Origin of the sequence: Pseudoalteromonas sp. BSi20439 (assembly GCF_000241165.1) — a bacterium.
Taxonomy (GTDB): Bacteria; Pseudomonadota; Gammaproteobacteria; order Enterobacterales; family Alteromonadaceae; genus Pseudoalteromonas.
This window is the reverse complement of the sequence record NZ_BADW01000147.1, coordinates 1-13647: the sequence shown is the minus strand read 5'-3', so window position 1 is coordinate 13647 and position 13647 is coordinate 1. Positions and strand designations below refer to the sequence as shown.

Below are 13647 nucleotides of genomic sequence, written 5' to 3'. Positions count from 1 at the left end.
TTTAGGTAGTTTAAACATGAGAAAGGGCCTTTCGGCCCTTAGTGTTGCAGCAAGTAACACATTCTTTTTATAGGTTAAAGTCGACAGCGTAGGCTACATAAGCTTTTACATCTGAGCCGTCCATGTCGTTATCTGATAGGCCAAAAGTAAAACCATCTTTAGACACCGATACACCATAATCAATAATATTATCATCACCGATGAAATCGCCTGAGTAATGCCCTATGTGTAGCGCCATTTCTGTGCCATTGCTACCAACAGCGAAGCTGTAATCGGCATTTAAATACAATGAATCACCAAAATCAGTACCATCACAACTGGCTGCAGATGTTGCAAGTACGGCTGCACCAAATGTAAAACCTTGCACACTAATGCTGCCATAAACTTCTGAAAAATCAGCATCGGCACCTGATGCCGCATCAGGATACGCATAATAGATATACCCTACGTCATAACTCACGCTTTCATTAATTGCGCCGCCAAAACCGGCGTATAAGTCTAGTTCGTAGGTCATTTCATCGGCCCAAGACGCATTTGACGCCCAAGTACCCGCATAAAAGCCAGATTCATTAGCGTAATCAATACCGCCAGATACAGCAGCATCGCCACCAGTTTGCTCTTGTCCGCGCCATAAGTAGTTTGAAGTGGCTGCTGCATTTGCTGTTACTTCAGCAAATGCAGTAGTTGATGTCATTCCTGTTAATGCCAATGCACTGATCAATATTGTTTTTTGTAGTTTTAGCATGTCTCATTTCCCATTGTATGATTTTGCACGCCAAGGCTTTTTATTATGAACGACTACAACCTTTTGTTTGGCGGCATTTTATTATGTTACTAATGGGGTATTTGCACTGTGTGTGCCAAATTAAACTTATTCGTTTATAAATTATTTTTACTATTTAAAACAATGTATTGAAAATAATATGAGGTAGGGATAGAAAAGTAATTATTTAGCAGGTTCACTTTGCTGGTGCAAAAAATAGCCTAGCTGCACCATCAAAGCGCTGCTAGGCTATTTTATTTTTCTTGTGGGTTAATTAACCAAAAATGGCACGCATTAGGGTAATTGTTTCGTTAACACCGCGGCCTTTTTGTACTTCGCTAATAATAGAGTCACGTTTAGCACGAATATGTTCTGGAATATCATCAGCAGCAAGCGCGCGATCCACTAAAATCTCAGCAGATTCTTTGCCTCGGCGTGGCGCTTTACTGCTGCTAGAAGTGCTACGTGTAGGTTTATTAAGTAGCTTAATGTAGTTAGAGTTATCTGCAGTATTAGTATCTGCATAATAGAAAAAGCAAGGTATAAGCGCTTTAATATCCACCAACTGTGTTTCTAGTTCACTACCAGCATTGGCCATTTTAAACCATGACATAGCGTGAATACTTTGTACTACATCTTGCCAATAACGCTCAAAGTCGCGGTTATTTAATTTGGTGATACCTAAAGCTGAGCAAAGTGCATCTAAGCGGCTATTGCTTATTGGTGTAAATACATCAGGGCGGCGCATTGCTAATAAGCGGGTGGCAGGTGCCAGTGTTGGTTTTTCATCACTACCATTAAATGCACTCAAGTAAGCAACTACAAATTGCTGATAATTTGTTTGGGCTACATCACCCTCAAGTGGAATGTTGCTAAGCGCATCGTCGAAGGCACCTGGCAGGTCAGCCAGCATCTGGTGAAAACCTTTGGCGCTTTTGGTAGAGGCAAACCATTCTACATCAAAGTTATAAGTACTCGGATCGAGTGATGCCATATGCTTACCGCTAAAAGCGAGTAAGTCTTCAGGGATCATCTCTTTTAACGGCTTTTCACGTAGGCCTGCAATATAAGTAGTTAAACGTAGCTGCTCATCAAGTGCCACCAGTTCTTTATGTTGATCTACAAACATACTCACTACTGGCCAAGGTGCTACCCGTAATGTTTTTAACTGTAAAAAGCTAATGGCTGTAATAAGTTGGTCATGCAACTTTTTTAATAATGGTAATTGTTGGGTTTCGAGTAAGTCGTAATTAATACGGTCGCGGCTTGCATTTAATAGCTCGTAACACCAACCTAAAAAGTCTTCTGGATGGTTTTCCACTTTCACAGCCATCAGGTTTAGGCTTAGCTCTGAAGATTGCTTCAGAATATTTTGATAAATTTGACTTTCTTGCTCGCCTAATGCCATTTTTGACGGTGAAATTAGCAGTTTCTTCATGCCTTGTAGACTCTCCGGTTAGATATACTTTTTAGTCGCTTTATTTTAGCTTATTTAGGCTAAATACAACAGGGGCGCGCATCATACCGAACAATTGCATCAATGTAATCAGGAGCATGAATCTTTAAGTTTGTTAAAGTGAGCCTTCAAAACCTGATTTAGAAAGAGAAGAGCTATAGTTAATACATTTTTTATTTATTTAACAATGCTTTTGGCGCTAACTCCCGCTATGATAAGAACATTATTTGCACGTTTGAAAGGATGATCATGAAAACCTTATTTAAAGTTATTGGTGTCATATTATTGCTATGCATAGCGTTAATTGTTGCTGCACCTTTTTTAATTCCTACCGATACCATTTTTAATAAAGTGTCTGAGCAGGTAGAAAAAACAACCGGGCGAACATTAACGATAAAGGGCGATAAAACCCTCAGTGTATTTCCTGCATTAAAGCTGGAGCTTAATGATGTGCATTTTGCCAATATGTCCAGTGGCTCTCGCGCTGATATGGCAAGTATGCAGCAACTTGCTGTTCATATTCCTTGGCTTTCATTACTCGGTGGCGAACTAAAGCTAGAAAAGTTTGTAATTAATGAGCCTGATATCTTGCTAGAAACCGATAAAAGCGGCAAAGCAAACTGGCAGTTATTTGATGCAGTGGCCAAGCAACCAGAGCAACAAACTCAAGCGGGAGAGGCAGTCAAACTACCTGAAAACTTTGATATTCAATTAGGTGAAGTCGCTATTTATGGCGGGTCATTTACTTATTTAGATGGTCAAACGGGTGCTAAACAAAAAATTAGCGATTTAGAACTGGCTATATTACTGCCTTCACTGCGTAAACAGCTTGAAGTAACCGGTGTTATTACTTATATGCAAGAGCGATTTGAACTTGATGTAAAACTCGACACACCAGCAAAAGCGATTGAAGGCGCCCCATTTAATGTTAAGCAAACGCTTAACTCACGTTTAGTAGATCTAATGTTTGATGGCAGCATAGCCAAACAAGGCCAAGACATTAAAGGACTTTTAACACTTAACGGTGATTCGGTTAAAAATATTGCTAACTGGCAAGGGGTTGACTTAAACGCTAAAGACAATGCGTTTAACGCCTTTAGCATCAATGCTGAAATGCACTTACTCGGTGAAGAGTTTAACCTAACTGAATTAGTAGCAACGCTCGATGCACTCGAGATTAAAGGTAAAAGTAAGTTAAATTTAGGCAGTCGCTTAGCAGTTAATGCGGATATTGATTTAGGAATGCTTGATTTAAATCCTTACTTACCTGAAACCGTAGCTAAAAAAGAAGTCCCAGCAAAAGGCGACACTAAGCCTGCAGAGCCAATAGTATGGGATGATACTAAAATTGATTTAAGTGGCTTAAATGCATTAGATGCAAATGTGATTGTCCGTTCAAGTGGCTTAAAAGCGAACGACATTAAACTCGGCGCCAACCAGTTTACAGTAGCACTTAAAAATAGCATTGCTAAATTAAGCCTAGACAGCTTTGCTGCTTACGAAGGAACAGGTAAAGGGGTAGTGACCGTAAATGCTCAAAATACCCCTTATAAAATAGCAACCAACTTCGATTTAGATAAAATAGACGCACAGCCATTACTTAGCGATGCTGCAGGCTTTGATAAGTTAATGGGCAAAGGGTCGTTAAATTGGAATTTAACTACAGCTGGGCAAAGCCAAAAAACATTTATTAATGCGCTTAATGGTAAACTAGGATTTAAGTTCGCAGATGGTGCGGTTAAAGGTGCGAACGTAGCGGAAATGGTACGTAAGGGCAAAGAGTTAGTTAAAGGTAACTTTAATGCCGCATCTGAGGGACTAGATTCAGGATTTGAAGAATCTGAGAAAACTGACTTCTCTGCACTTTCGGGTAGTTTTAACTTTATCAATGGCGTAGGTAAAAATACTGATTTATCCCTGAACAGCCCTTTAATACGCATTTCAGGTGAAGGAGACGTTGATTTACCGCAAACTCTGGTTAACTACCGCCTAGTAACAGGTTTAGTAGATTCTATTGAAGGTCAAGGTACTACCGATGATAGCACTGGCTTTAAAATTCCTCTGAGAATAAAAGGCCCATTCCATGATGTTGGCATAAAATTAGATATAGGCAGTGCGGTTAAAGATGAAGCAAAAGAAAAAGCCAAAGACAAGATTAAAGATAAATTAAAAGGTTTGTTTGGCTAATTTTAATTACTGATAAAAAACAAGGCATCGCTACGGTGCCTTGTTTGTTTTATAACCATCTGTAATTTAGGTAGATAGCATAAATTACCGGTTTCTAATTTAGCATCCGCATTAAATTAATTAAAAAATAACCTACCACTCCCCCCTCAATGCTGATACAATTGCCCGCCCTTAAGAGACATCTAGTATGTTTTTTGAGTGGAATTCAATCGAAATGTCTTGATTTTAAACAAATTTAAGACAAGTTGTAATTACTACACCGGAGGTCATTAACATGATCCAAATGCAAACTCAGCTGGAAGTTGCTGATAACAGCGGCGCTCGCAAAGTGCAGTGTATAAAAGTCCTTGGTGGTTCACACCGTCGCTATGCAGCGATTGGCGATATCATTAAAGTTTCTGTAAAAGAAGCGATTCCTCGCGGTAAAGTGAAGAAAGGTGATGTTAAAAACGCGGTAGTTGTGCGTACCAAAAAAGGCGTTCGTCGTCCAGACGGTTCATTGATCCGTTTCGACAGCAATGCGGCTGTTATCTTAAATGATAACTTGCAGCCTATTGGTACTCGTATTTTCGGCCCTGTGACTCGCGAACTTCGTAATGAAAAGTTCATGAAAATCGTTTCACTAGCCCCAGAAGTACTGTAAGGAGTCTATCATGGCAGCAAAAATCCGTCGTGATGACGAAGTAATCGTACTAGCAGGTAAAGACAAAGGTAAGCGCGGCAAAGTGCTTTCAGTTGTAACCGAGTCTGGTCGAGTATTTGTCGAAGGCATTAACTTAATCAAGAAACACCAAAAGCCGGTTCCACAGTTGAACCAAGCTGGCGGTATTGTTGAGAAAGAAGCGTCTATCGACGTATCAAACGTTGCGATCTACAACTCGGAAACGAGCAAAGCAGATCGTGTAGGTTTCAAGATTGAAGATGGTAAGAAATTACGTATCTTTAAATCTACTGGTAAAACTATCTAATAGTTGGAGTAGAATGATGGCGAAACTGCATGAAGTATATAAAGACAAAGTAGTTGCTGAACTTCAAGAGAAGTTTGGTTTCAGCTCTGTCATGCAAGTCCCTCAGATCGAGAAGATCACATTAAATATGGGTGTGGGCGAAGCCTTAGCTGACAAGAAGATTTTAGATAACGCTGTTGCGGATTTAGAAGCTATTTCTGGTCAGAAACCTTTAATCACTAAAGCACGCAAATCTGTTGCTGGCTTCAAAGTGCGTGAAGGTTACCCGATTGGTTGTAAAGTAACCCTACGCGGCGAGCGTATGTGGGACTTTTTTGAGCGTTTGGTTTCAATCGCTATCCCACGTATCCGTGACTTCCGTGGTGTGAGTGCTAAGTCTTTTGATGGACGCGGTAACTACAGCATGGGCGTACGTGAACAAATCATCTTCCCAGAAATTGATTATGATAAAGTAGACCGTGTACGCGGTATGGATATCACAATCACTACATCTGCGAAATCAGATGAGGAAGGCCGTGCGTTGTTAGAAGCGTTTAACTTCCCATTCAAGAAATAAGGGTAGGGTTATGGCAAAGAATTCTATGAAAGCGCGCGAAGCAAAGCGCACTAAACTAGTTGCTCAGTACGCTGAAAAGCGTGCAGCACTAAAAGCTATCATCAGTGATGTTAATACATCTGAAGATGATCGTTGGGACGCGGTACTTAAGCTACAAGCTTTACCTCGTGATTCTAGCCCTGCACGTCAACGTAATCGTTGTAACATTACGGGCCGCCCACATGGTTTCCTTCGCAAATTCGGCATGAGCCGTATTAAAGTTCGCGAAGCAGCTATGCGCGGTGAAATTCCTGGCCTTAAAAAGGCTAGCTGGTAATAGAATCATGGGAGTAAGACTATGAGCTTGCAAGATCCTATCGCGGATTTATTTACACGAATCCGTAACGGTCAGTCAGCGAAGAAAGTATCTGTAACGATGCCTAATTCGAAACTGAAAGTAGCAGTAGCTAATGTATTAAAAAATGAAGGTTACATCGCAGACTTCGCAGTAAGTGGTGATGTTAAACCTGAGCTTTCTATCGAGTTAAAGTACTTCGAAGGCAAAGCTGTTATTGAAAATATCCAGCGTGTAAGTCGCCCTGGTCTACGTATCTATAAGAGACGTGACGAATTACCGAAGGTAATGGGTGGTTTAGGTATCGCTATCGTATCAACTTCTAAAGGCCTAATGACAGACCGCGCAGCACGTAGTGCAGGCGTTGGTGGTGAAATCATTGGTTTTGTAGCTTAATCGGAGGGGAACTATGTCTCGCATAGCAAAGGCACCAATAAACGTTCCTGCCGGTGTAGAAGTTACATTAAAAGGCCAGGAAATCACAGTTAAAGGCAAAAACGGTGAACTTACTCGTACTATCAACAATGCTGTTGAAGTACAAGTTAACGACAACGTTATTACAACTTTACCTCGTGAAGGCGTAGCCAATGCATGGGCACAAGCAGGTACTGCTCGCGCTCTAATCAACAACATGGTTGTTGGTACGCATGAAGGTTACGAGAAGAAACTTCAGTTAGTAGGTGTTGGTTACCGTGCTGCAGCTAAGGGCAAAGTTTTAGACTTAACTCTTGGTTTCTCGCACCCAGTTAATTTCGCAGTTCCTGAAGGAATTACGATTGAAACTCCAAGCCAAACAGAAGTTCTAGTTAAGGGCGTAGACAAGCAGTTAGTTGGTCAAACAGCTGCTAACATTCGTGCATACCGTAAACCTGAGCCTTATAAAGGTAAAGGTGTTCGTTATTCAGATGAGAATGTACGCCGTAAAGAGGCTAAGAAGAAGTAAGGTAAGACGATGGATAAAAAAACAGCTCGTCTACGTCGTGCTAAACGCACTCGTAGAAATTATATTGAACAAGGCACAACGCGTCTTGTTATCCACCGCACGCCACGTCACATTTACGCTCAAGTTGTAAACGCTGAGGGTAATGTACTGGCTGCTGCTTCTACTGTTGAGAAAGCTATTAGCGAAACAGTTAAAGGCACAGGCAACGTTGCAGCTGCACAAGCAGTTGGTAAAGCGGTTGCTGAACGTGCGGCTGACAAAGGCATCGAAAAGATTGCTTTTGATCGCAGTGGCTTTAAATATCACGGCCGTGTGAAGGCGCTAGCTGATGCTGCGCGTGAAGCCGGTTTGCAATTCTAGGAGTAGACAATGGCTAACGTAGAAGCAAAGCAACAACAGCCTGATTTAGCTGAAAAGCTAATCGCGGTGAACCGTGTGTCTAAAGTAGTTAAAGGTGGTCGTATCTTTAGCTTTACTGCACTAACTGTAGTTGGTGATGGCGCAGGTAAAGTAGGTTTCGGTTATGGTAAAGCACGTGAAGTTCCAGCTGCTATTCAAAAAGCAATGGAAAAAGCACGTCGTAACATGATCAACGTAGACCTAAATGGCAACACATTACAGCATCCTGTTAAAGGACGTCATGCTGGCTCACAAGTGTTTATGAAACCAGCATCTGAAGGTACTGGTATCATTGCAGGTGGTGCTATGCGTGCAGTACTTGAAGTGACTGGTGTGCAGAACGTACTTTCTAAATGTTACGGTTCTACTAACCCGATCAACGTTGTACGTGCAACGATCTCAGCTCTTGAGAACATGAATTCTCCTCAGTCGATCGCTGCAAAACGTGGTCTTCGAGTAGATGAGATTTTGGGGTAAACCATGGCTAATAAAACTGTAAAAGTAACACAAGTAAAAAGCTCTATCGGTCGTTTACCGAAGCATAAAGCTACATTACGCGGTCTTGGTTTACGTCGTATCAATCACACTGTTGAGTTAGAAGACACAGCATGTGTGCGTGGTATGATCAACCAGGTTTATTACATGGTTAAGGTAGAGGGGTAATTCGATGCATTTGAATACACTTTCACCTGCTGCAGGTTCAAAAACTGCTCCAAAACGTGTTGGTCGTGGTATCGGTTCTGGTCTTGGTAAGACTGGTGGCCGTGGTCACAAAGGTCAAAAATCACGTTCTGGCGGTAAAGTACGCGTTGGTTTTGAGGGCGGTCAAATGCCTATGCAACGTCGTCTACCTAAGTTCGGTTTCACTTCTCGCAAATCTTTAGTATCTGCAGAAATTAACCTATACGAAATCGCTAAAGTTGAAGGCGATGTGGTAGACCTAAGCGCGTTACAAGCAGCTGGTCTAGTTAAAAAGAACGTTCAGTTCGTTAAAGTTGTTAAATCTGGCGAAGTTTCACGCGCTGTTACCGTTAAAGGCCTTAAGGCTTCTAAAGGTGCACGCGAAGCTATCGAAGCTGCCGGAGGCAAGGTAGAAGACTAAGGAAGTACTAATGGCTAAACCAGGTCAAGATACACAAAGTGCACAAGGTGGACTTTCGGAATTGAAGCGCCGATTACTCTTCGTATTGGGTGCTATCATAATTTACCGTCTAGGTTCATTTGTGCCGATCCCTGGGATTGACGCCGCTGTACTTGCCGATTTCTTCGAGCAACAAAAGGGCACCATTGTTGAGATGTTCAACATGTTTAGCGGTGGTGCGCTTGAGCGAGCTTCAGTGTTAGCACTGGGTATCATGCCGTATATCTCGGCTTCGATTATTACGCAACTATTAACGCATATGTATCCGCCGTTTATAGAGCTTAAGAAAGAAGGTGAGCAAGGGCGTAAAAAGATAAGCCAGTACACACGCTACGGCACGCTTGTGCTTGCTACTATCCAATCAATCGGTATTGCTACTAGCTTACCGGGCATGATGAACGGGTTAGTTGTTAACCCAGGTATGGGATTCTATTTCACCGCAGTGGTGAGTTTAGTAACCGGTACTATGTTCCTTATGTGGTTGGGCGAACAGATAACAGAACGCGGTATCGGTAACGGTATCTCAGTTCTAATATTTGTTGGTATTGTAGCTAACCTGCCGTCTGCTATTGGTTCGACAGCCGAAATGGCGCGCCAAGGTGATTTGAATGTTTTTGTACTGTTGATGGTTGCGGTTATAGTATTCGCTGTTACTTATCTTGTTGTATTCTTTGAACGTGGTCAACGACGTATCGTTGTTAACTACGCCAAGCGTCAACAAGGTCGTCAAGTATTTGCTGCTCAAAGCACGCATTTACCTCTGAAAGTAAATATGGCGGGTGTTATTCCACCAATCTTCGCTAGCAGTATAATTCTGTTCCCTGGTACAATTGCAAGCTGGTTCGGCCAGGGTGAAGGTCCGGTTGCTGATGTGCTACAAGCAATTGCTACAACGTTGACTCCAGGTCAGCCTTTGTATGCAATGGTTTTAGCTGCGGCTATCATCTTCTTCTGCTTTTTCTACACAGCGTTGGTTTTTAACCCGCGTGAAACAGCAGACAACCTGAAAAAATCTGGCGCATTTATCCCAGGTATTCGTCCAGGTGAGCAGACATCTAAATACATTGATAAAGTGATGACACGCCTGACATTGGCAGGTGCTTTGTATATAACCTTTATCTGTCTGGTGCCCGAATTCATGACTATGGCATGGCAAACGCCATTCTATTTCGGCGGTACATCAATTTTGATTATCGTTGTAGTAATCATGGACTTTATGGCACAAGTACAGACGCATCTGATGTCACATCAGTATGATTCTGTGCTGAAAAAAGCGAACCTTAAAGGCTACGGTCGATAAGGTCAGTTTACGGAGTTGAGCAATGAAAGTACGTGCTTCCGTTAAGAAAATATGCCGTAACTGTAAAGTTATTAAACGTGCTGGTGTAGTACGCGTAATTTGCAGTGAGCCTAAGCATAAGCAAAGGCAAGGCTAAGTAAACAGTCGTGCAGGCTGAGGTTTCTCGGCCTGTGTTTTTAGTTGTGATTTGGTCTTCGTTTGAGTATCCTTACGGGCTTTTCAAACAGATGATTACCAAATTCAAATATAGGAGATGTGTTAGTGGCCCGTATCGCTGGCATTAACGTCCCTGATCATAAACATGCAGTTATTGGTTTAACAGCTATTTATGGCATAGGTAAGACTCGCTCTAAGGCTATCTTAGAAGCGACTGGTATCGCCGAGACCACAAAAATCGGTGAACTTTCAGACGAAACACTTGACGTATTGCGTGAAGCAGTTGGCAAGTACACTGTAGAAGGTGACCTTCGTCGTGAAGTTACTTTGAATATCAAGCGCCTTATGGACCTTGGTTGTTTCCGTGGCCTACGTCACCGTCGCTCTTTACCACTTCGTGGTCAAAGAACAAAGACTAACGCGCGTACCCGTAAGGGTCCTCGTAAGCCTATTAAGCGATAAGGGGATAGTAAAATGGCTAAGACACCAATTCGTCGTAAAAAGGTTAAAAAGCAAGTTGCTGATGGTATGGCTCATGTTCATGCGTCTTTCAACAACACTATTGTAACGATTACCGACCGTCAAGGTAATGCACTATCATGGGCTACTGCCGGTGGTTCAGGTTTCCGTGGTTCACGTAAATCTACTCCATTTGCTGCTCAGGTTGCTGCAGAGCGTGCAGGTACTGCTGCTCAAGAATACGGTTTAAAAAATCTAGAAGTTTTCATTAAAGGTCCAGGTCCAGGTCGTGAATCTGCTGTACGTGCTTTGAATGCTGCTGGTTACCGTATCACCAACATTACTGACGTGACGCCAATACCACACAATGGTTGTCGTCCACCGAAGAAACGTCGCGTTTAACAATAGGTTAGGAGAAATAACATGGCAAGATATTTGGGCCCTAAGCTCAAGCTGAGTCGTCGTGAAGGTACTGACCTGTTCCTTAAGAGCGGCGTAAGAGCTATCGACTCTAAGTGTAAACTTGAGACTGCACCTGGTCAGCACGGCGCTCGTAAAGGACGCTTATCTGATTACGGTTTACAATTACGTGAAAAGCAAAAAGTACGTCGTATCTACGGTGTATTAGAAAAGCAATTCCGTAACTACTACAAAGAAGCTGCTCGCCTTAAAGGTAATACAGGTGAAAACTTGTTACAGCTTTTAGAGCAACGTTTAGACAATGTTGTATATCGCATGGGTTTTGCTAGCACACGCGCTGAAGCACGTCAGTTAGTAAGCCACAAAGCGATTCTAGTTAATGGTCGTGTTGTGAACATTCCTTCATACGTAATTACTCCAGAAGATACTGTTGTAATCCGTGAGAAGTCTAAAACACAAGCACGTATCATCGCTGCTCTAGAGTTGGCTGAGCAACGTGAAAAGCCGACTTGGGTTGAAGTTGACGGTAAGAAATTGGAAGGTAGCTTCAAGCGCCTACCTGAGCGTTCAGAACTGTCTGCGGACATTAATGAACAACTAATCGTCGAACTTTACTCTAAGTAAAGTTAAGAGTTAAGAGAGGATAAAATGCAGGGTTCTGTTACAGAATTTCTAAAACCAAGGTTAGTCGATATCGACGCTATCAACCCAACGCGTTCTAAAGTAGTTTTAGAACCACTCGAGCGTGGCTTTGGTCACACTTTGGGTAATGCCTTACGCCGTATACTGTTATCATCTATGCCTGGATGTGCAGTAACTGAAGTTGAAATCGACGGTGTATTGCATGAGTACAGCGCGAAAGAAGGCGTACAAGAAGACATCATTGAAATACTACTAAACCTTAAAGGTCTAGCGGTAACGTTAGAAGGCAAAGATGAAGTTTTTCTGACCCTGACTAAATCTGGTGTAGGCCCTGTGACTGCGGCAGATATTCAGCACGATGGCGATGTAACAATTGCTAACCCAGATCATGTTATTTGTAATTTAACAACAAATAACAGCGAGATCAGCATGCGTATTCGTGTTGAGCGTGGTCGTGGTTATGTGCCGGCATCTAGTCGTTTATCCTCTGATGACGATGAGCGTCCAATTGGTCGATTGCTGCTTGATGCATCATTCAGCCCAGTTGAACGTATTGCGTACTCGGTTGAATCAGCCCGTGTTGAGCAACGTACAGACTTAGACAAGTTAATCATTGATATGGAAACAAACGGCACTTTAGATCCTGAAGAAGCGATCCGCCGTGCGTCTACTATCTTAGCTGAGCAGTTAGATGCATTCGTAGATTTACGTGATGTAACTGAGCCAGAAGAGAAAGAAGAGAAGCCAGAATTCGATCCTATTCTACTTCGTCCAGTTGATGATCTTGAATTAACAGTACGTTCAGCAAACTGTTTGAAAGCCGAGCAAATTCAATATATCGGTGATTTAGTTCAGCGCACTGAAGTTGAGCTTCTTAAAACGCCTAATCTAGGTAAGAAGTCTCTAACTGAAATAAAAGACGTGCTAGCTTCACGTGGTCTTTCTCTAGGCATGCGCCTAGAAAATTGGCCGCCTGCAAGCCTAGCTGAATAATCTAAATCACTATATTAGTTTAGTTAGAAGGATAGGGTCATGCGCCATCGTAAGAGTGGTCGTCAATTAAACCGTAACAGTAGCCATCGTAAAGCGATGTTCAGCAATATGGCAGGTTCTTTGGTGAAACATGAAATCATCAAAACTACTTTGCCTAAAGCGAAAGAGTTACGCCGTGTAATTGAACCTTTAATCACACTGGCTAAGACTGACAGTGTAGCAAATCGCCGTTTAGCGTTTGCTCGCACGCGTGATAATGAAGTAGTTGGTAAGTTATTCAGTGAAATCGGTCCTCGTAATGCGGATCGTCCAGGTGGTTACACTCGTATTCTTAAGTGTGGCTTCCGTGCTGGTGATAATGCACCAATGGCTTATATTGAACTAGTTGGTCGCCCAGCGGCGAGCGAAGAAGTTCAAGAAGACGCGCAGTCTGCAGAGTAAGTCTTAAAGAGACACCAAAAAGCCGAGCTTATGCTCGGCTTTTTAATATCTAAAATTCACACAAAATGAATAAAGCTTTTAGCTCTATTATTAATAGCAAATTTATTCTCATTCCTTTCATCTAATAAAATAGCCTAACTAGAATCGACGAATCATAATGCGAGCGTTTAGGACTGCTATCTTTCTATTTATAAGCAAAGCTATTTAGACTAATAAACACATGACTATGTAACGGCTTTTACAGTTTATAGTTATGGACATAAAAAGTTCGAAATAGTTGATACCACTAATAGCTCATTAACTTTATATAGTAGAGCCCTTGTCTGATGTACTTATTCGCCACTAATCTAAATGGCCAGATAAAGCTAAACAATTTGTTTTCTTGGTAATAGCTACAATAACTATGAAAAGATTTTCCAAAAAATAAGTTTTTATAGCTTTAAAGGCGAAATATGATTAGGTTTAGTTGTCTTTTTAAGCGTTTAGTCT

General features: G+C 42.0%; 20 protein-coding genes. 18 read left to right on the top strand and 2 right to left on the bottom strand.

Annotated features, from left to right (window positions below; all coding sequences use genetic code 11):
- Positions 1-67: 67 nt before the first annotated feature.
- Positions 68-745 (bottom strand): TorF family putative porin, encoded by a 678-nt coding sequence (locus P20439_RS12305; RefSeq protein ID WP_008467265.1) that lies wholly within the window; start codon positions 743-745, stop codon positions 68-70.
- A 292-nt stretch (positions 746-1037) separates the two neighbouring features.
- Positions 1038-2201 (bottom strand): hypothetical protein, encoded by a 1164-nt coding sequence (locus P20439_RS12300; protein WP_008467264.1) that lies wholly within the window; start codon positions 2199-2201, stop codon positions 1038-1040.
- Positions 2202-2468: 267 nt separating this feature from the next.
- Between P20439_RS12300 and P20439_RS12295 the strand changes: the two genes are divergently transcribed.
- From P20439_RS12295 to rplQ, 18 genes are all read left to right on the top strand, one after another.
- Positions 2469-4406: an AsmA family protein gene (locus P20439_RS12295; RefSeq protein WP_008467263.1), complete on the top strand. Its 1938-nt coding sequence runs from the start codon at positions 2469-2471 to the stop codon at positions 4404-4406.
- A 274-nt stretch (positions 4407-4680) separates the two neighbouring features.
- On the top strand, positions 4681-5049 hold the full coding sequence (gene rplN / locus P20439_RS12290; RefSeq protein WP_008115397.1) for a 50S ribosomal protein L14: 369 nt from the start codon (positions 4681-4683) through the stop codon (positions 5047-5049).
- Positions 5050-5059: 10 nt separating this feature from the next.
- Complete coding sequence (rplX, locus tag P20439_RS12285; RefSeq protein ID WP_004589210.1) at positions 5060-5374, top strand: 50S ribosomal protein L24; 315 nt, start codon at positions 5060-5062, stop codon at positions 5372-5374.
- Between the two features lie 16 nt (positions 5375-5390).
- Positions 5391-5930 carry a 50S ribosomal protein L5 gene (gene rplE / locus P20439_RS12280; protein WP_010392500.1) on the top strand — a complete coding sequence of 180 codons (540 nt, stop codon included), beginning with the start codon at positions 5391-5393 and terminating at the stop codon, positions 5928-5930.
- A gap of 10 nt (positions 5931-5940) precedes the next feature.
- Positions 5941-6246, top strand: coding sequence for a 30S ribosomal protein S14 (gene rpsN / locus P20439_RS12275; protein ID WP_006794245.1), 306 nt, complete (start codon positions 5941-5943; stop codon positions 6244-6246).
- A gap of 21 nt (positions 6247-6267) precedes the next feature.
- On the top strand, positions 6268-6660 hold the full coding sequence (rpsH, locus tag P20439_RS12270; protein WP_008115392.1) for a 30S ribosomal protein S8: 393 nt from the start codon (positions 6268-6270) through the stop codon (positions 6658-6660).
- Between the two features lie 13 nt (positions 6661-6673).
- Positions 6674-7207 (top strand): 50S ribosomal protein L6, encoded by a 534-nt coding sequence (gene rplF / locus P20439_RS12265; RefSeq protein WP_008115390.1) that lies wholly within the window; start codon positions 6674-6676, stop codon positions 7205-7207.
- A gap of 9 nt (positions 7208-7216) precedes the next feature.
- Positions 7217-7567 (top strand): 50S ribosomal protein L18, encoded by a 351-nt coding sequence (gene rplR / locus P20439_RS12260; RefSeq protein ID WP_008115388.1) that lies wholly within the window; start codon positions 7217-7219, stop codon positions 7565-7567.
- A gap of 9 nt (positions 7568-7576) precedes the next feature.
- Positions 7577-8083 carry a 30S ribosomal protein S5 gene (gene rpsE, locus P20439_RS12255; RefSeq protein ID WP_008115387.1) on the top strand — a complete coding sequence of 169 codons (507 nt, stop codon included), beginning with the start codon at positions 7577-7579 and terminating at the stop codon, positions 8081-8083.
- A gap of 3 nt (positions 8084-8086) precedes the next feature.
- A complete protein-coding gene (gene rpmD / locus P20439_RS12250; RefSeq protein WP_008115384.1) occupies positions 8087-8269 on the top strand; it encodes a 50S ribosomal protein L30 in 183 nt (60 codons plus the stop codon).
- Positions 8270-8273: 4 nt separating this feature from the next.
- Positions 8274-8708: a 50S ribosomal protein L15 gene (gene rplO / locus P20439_RS12245; RefSeq protein WP_008115382.1), complete on the top strand. Its 435-nt coding sequence runs from the start codon at positions 8274-8276 to the stop codon at positions 8706-8708.
- Positions 8709-8718: 10 nt separating this feature from the next.
- Positions 8719-10047: a preprotein translocase subunit SecY gene (secY, locus tag P20439_RS12240; protein ID WP_008115380.1), complete on the top strand. Its 1329-nt coding sequence runs from the start codon at positions 8719-8721 to the stop codon at positions 10045-10047.
- 22 nt (positions 10048-10069) lie between these two features.
- Complete coding sequence (gene rpmJ, locus P20439_RS18280; protein ID WP_002959476.1) at positions 10070-10183, top strand: 50S ribosomal protein L36; 114 nt, start codon at positions 10070-10072, stop codon at positions 10181-10183.
- Between the two features lie 125 nt (positions 10184-10308).
- Positions 10309-10665 (top strand): 30S ribosomal protein S13, encoded by a 357-nt coding sequence (gene rpsM / locus P20439_RS12235; RefSeq protein ID WP_008115377.1) that lies wholly within the window; start codon positions 10309-10311, stop codon positions 10663-10665.
- Positions 10666-10677: 12 nt separating this feature from the next.
- Positions 10678-11064: a 30S ribosomal protein S11 gene (gene rpsK, locus P20439_RS12230; RefSeq protein WP_002959471.1), complete on the top strand. Its 387-nt coding sequence runs from the start codon at positions 10678-10680 to the stop codon at positions 11062-11064.
- A 21-nt stretch (positions 11065-11085) separates the two neighbouring features.
- Positions 11086-11706, top strand: coding sequence for a 30S ribosomal protein S4 (gene rpsD / locus P20439_RS12225; RefSeq protein ID WP_008467262.1), 621 nt, complete (start codon positions 11086-11088; stop codon positions 11704-11706).
- A 24-nt stretch (positions 11707-11730) separates the two neighbouring features.
- A complete protein-coding gene (locus P20439_RS12220; RefSeq protein WP_008115371.1) occupies positions 11731-12717 on the top strand; it encodes a DNA-directed RNA polymerase subunit alpha in 987 nt (328 codons plus the stop codon).
- 39 nt (positions 12718-12756) lie between these two features.
- Positions 12757-13158: a 50S ribosomal protein L17 gene (gene rplQ, locus P20439_RS12215; RefSeq protein ID WP_008115370.1), complete on the top strand. Its 402-nt coding sequence runs from the start codon at positions 12757-12759 to the stop codon at positions 13156-13158.
- The last annotated feature ends 489 nt before the right edge of the window (positions 13159-13647 follow it).

Excerpts from the sequence above, each read along its gene's own strand:
- P20439_RS12305 (WP_008467265.1), bottom strand. The coding sequence starts at position 745 with ATGCTAAAACTACAAAAAACAATATTGATCAGTGCATTGGCATTAACA.
- P20439_RS12300 (WP_008467264.1), bottom strand. The coding sequence starts at position 2,201 with ATGAAGAAACTGCTAATTTCACCGTCAAAAATGGCATTAGGCGAGCAA.
- P20439_RS12295 (WP_008467263.1), top strand. The coding sequence starts at position 2,469 with ATGAAAACCTTATTTAAAGTTATTGGTGTCATATTATTGCTATGCATA.
- rplN (WP_008115397.1), top strand. The coding sequence starts at position 4,681 with ATGATCCAAATGCAAACTCAGCTGGAAGTTGCTGATAACAGCGGCGCT.
- rplX (WP_004589210.1), top strand. The coding sequence starts at position 5,060 with ATGGCAGCAAAAATCCGTCGTGATGACGAAGTAATCGTACTAGCAGGT.
- rplE (WP_010392500.1), top strand. The coding sequence starts at position 5,391 with ATGGCGAAACTGCATGAAGTATATAAAGACAAAGTAGTTGCTGAACTT.
- rpsN (WP_006794245.1), top strand. The coding sequence starts at position 5,941 with ATGGCAAAGAATTCTATGAAAGCGCGCGAAGCAAAGCGCACTAAACTA.
- rpsH (WP_008115392.1), top strand. The coding sequence starts at position 6,268 with ATGAGCTTGCAAGATCCTATCGCGGATTTATTTACACGAATCCGTAAC.
- rplF (WP_008115390.1), top strand. The coding sequence starts at position 6,674 with ATGTCTCGCATAGCAAAGGCACCAATAAACGTTCCTGCCGGTGTAGAA.
- rplR (WP_008115388.1), top strand. The coding sequence starts at position 7,217 with ATGGATAAAAAAACAGCTCGTCTACGTCGTGCTAAACGCACTCGTAGA.
- rpsE (WP_008115387.1), top strand. The coding sequence starts at position 7,577 with ATGGCTAACGTAGAAGCAAAGCAACAACAGCCTGATTTAGCTGAAAAG.
- rpmD (WP_008115384.1), top strand. The coding sequence starts at position 8,087 with ATGGCTAATAAAACTGTAAAAGTAACACAAGTAAAAAGCTCTATCGGT.
- rplO (WP_008115382.1), top strand. The coding sequence starts at position 8,274 with ATGCATTTGAATACACTTTCACCTGCTGCAGGTTCAAAAACTGCTCCA.
- secY (WP_008115380.1), top strand. The coding sequence starts at position 8,719 with ATGGCTAAACCAGGTCAAGATACACAAAGTGCACAAGGTGGACTTTCG.
- rpmJ (WP_002959476.1), top strand. The coding sequence starts at position 10,070 with ATGAAAGTACGTGCTTCCGTTAAGAAAATATGCCGTAACTGTAAAGTT.
- rpsK (WP_002959471.1), top strand. The coding sequence starts at position 10,678 with ATGGCTAAGACACCAATTCGTCGTAAAAAGGTTAAAAAGCAAGTTGCT.
- rpsD (WP_008467262.1), top strand. The coding sequence starts at position 11,086 with ATGGCAAGATATTTGGGCCCTAAGCTCAAGCTGAGTCGTCGTGAAGGT.
- P20439_RS12220 (WP_008115371.1), top strand. The coding sequence starts at position 11,731 with ATGCAGGGTTCTGTTACAGAATTTCTAAAACCAAGGTTAGTCGATATC.
- rplQ (WP_008115370.1), top strand. The coding sequence starts at position 12,757 with ATGCGCCATCGTAAGAGTGGTCGTCAATTAAACCGTAACAGTAGCCAT.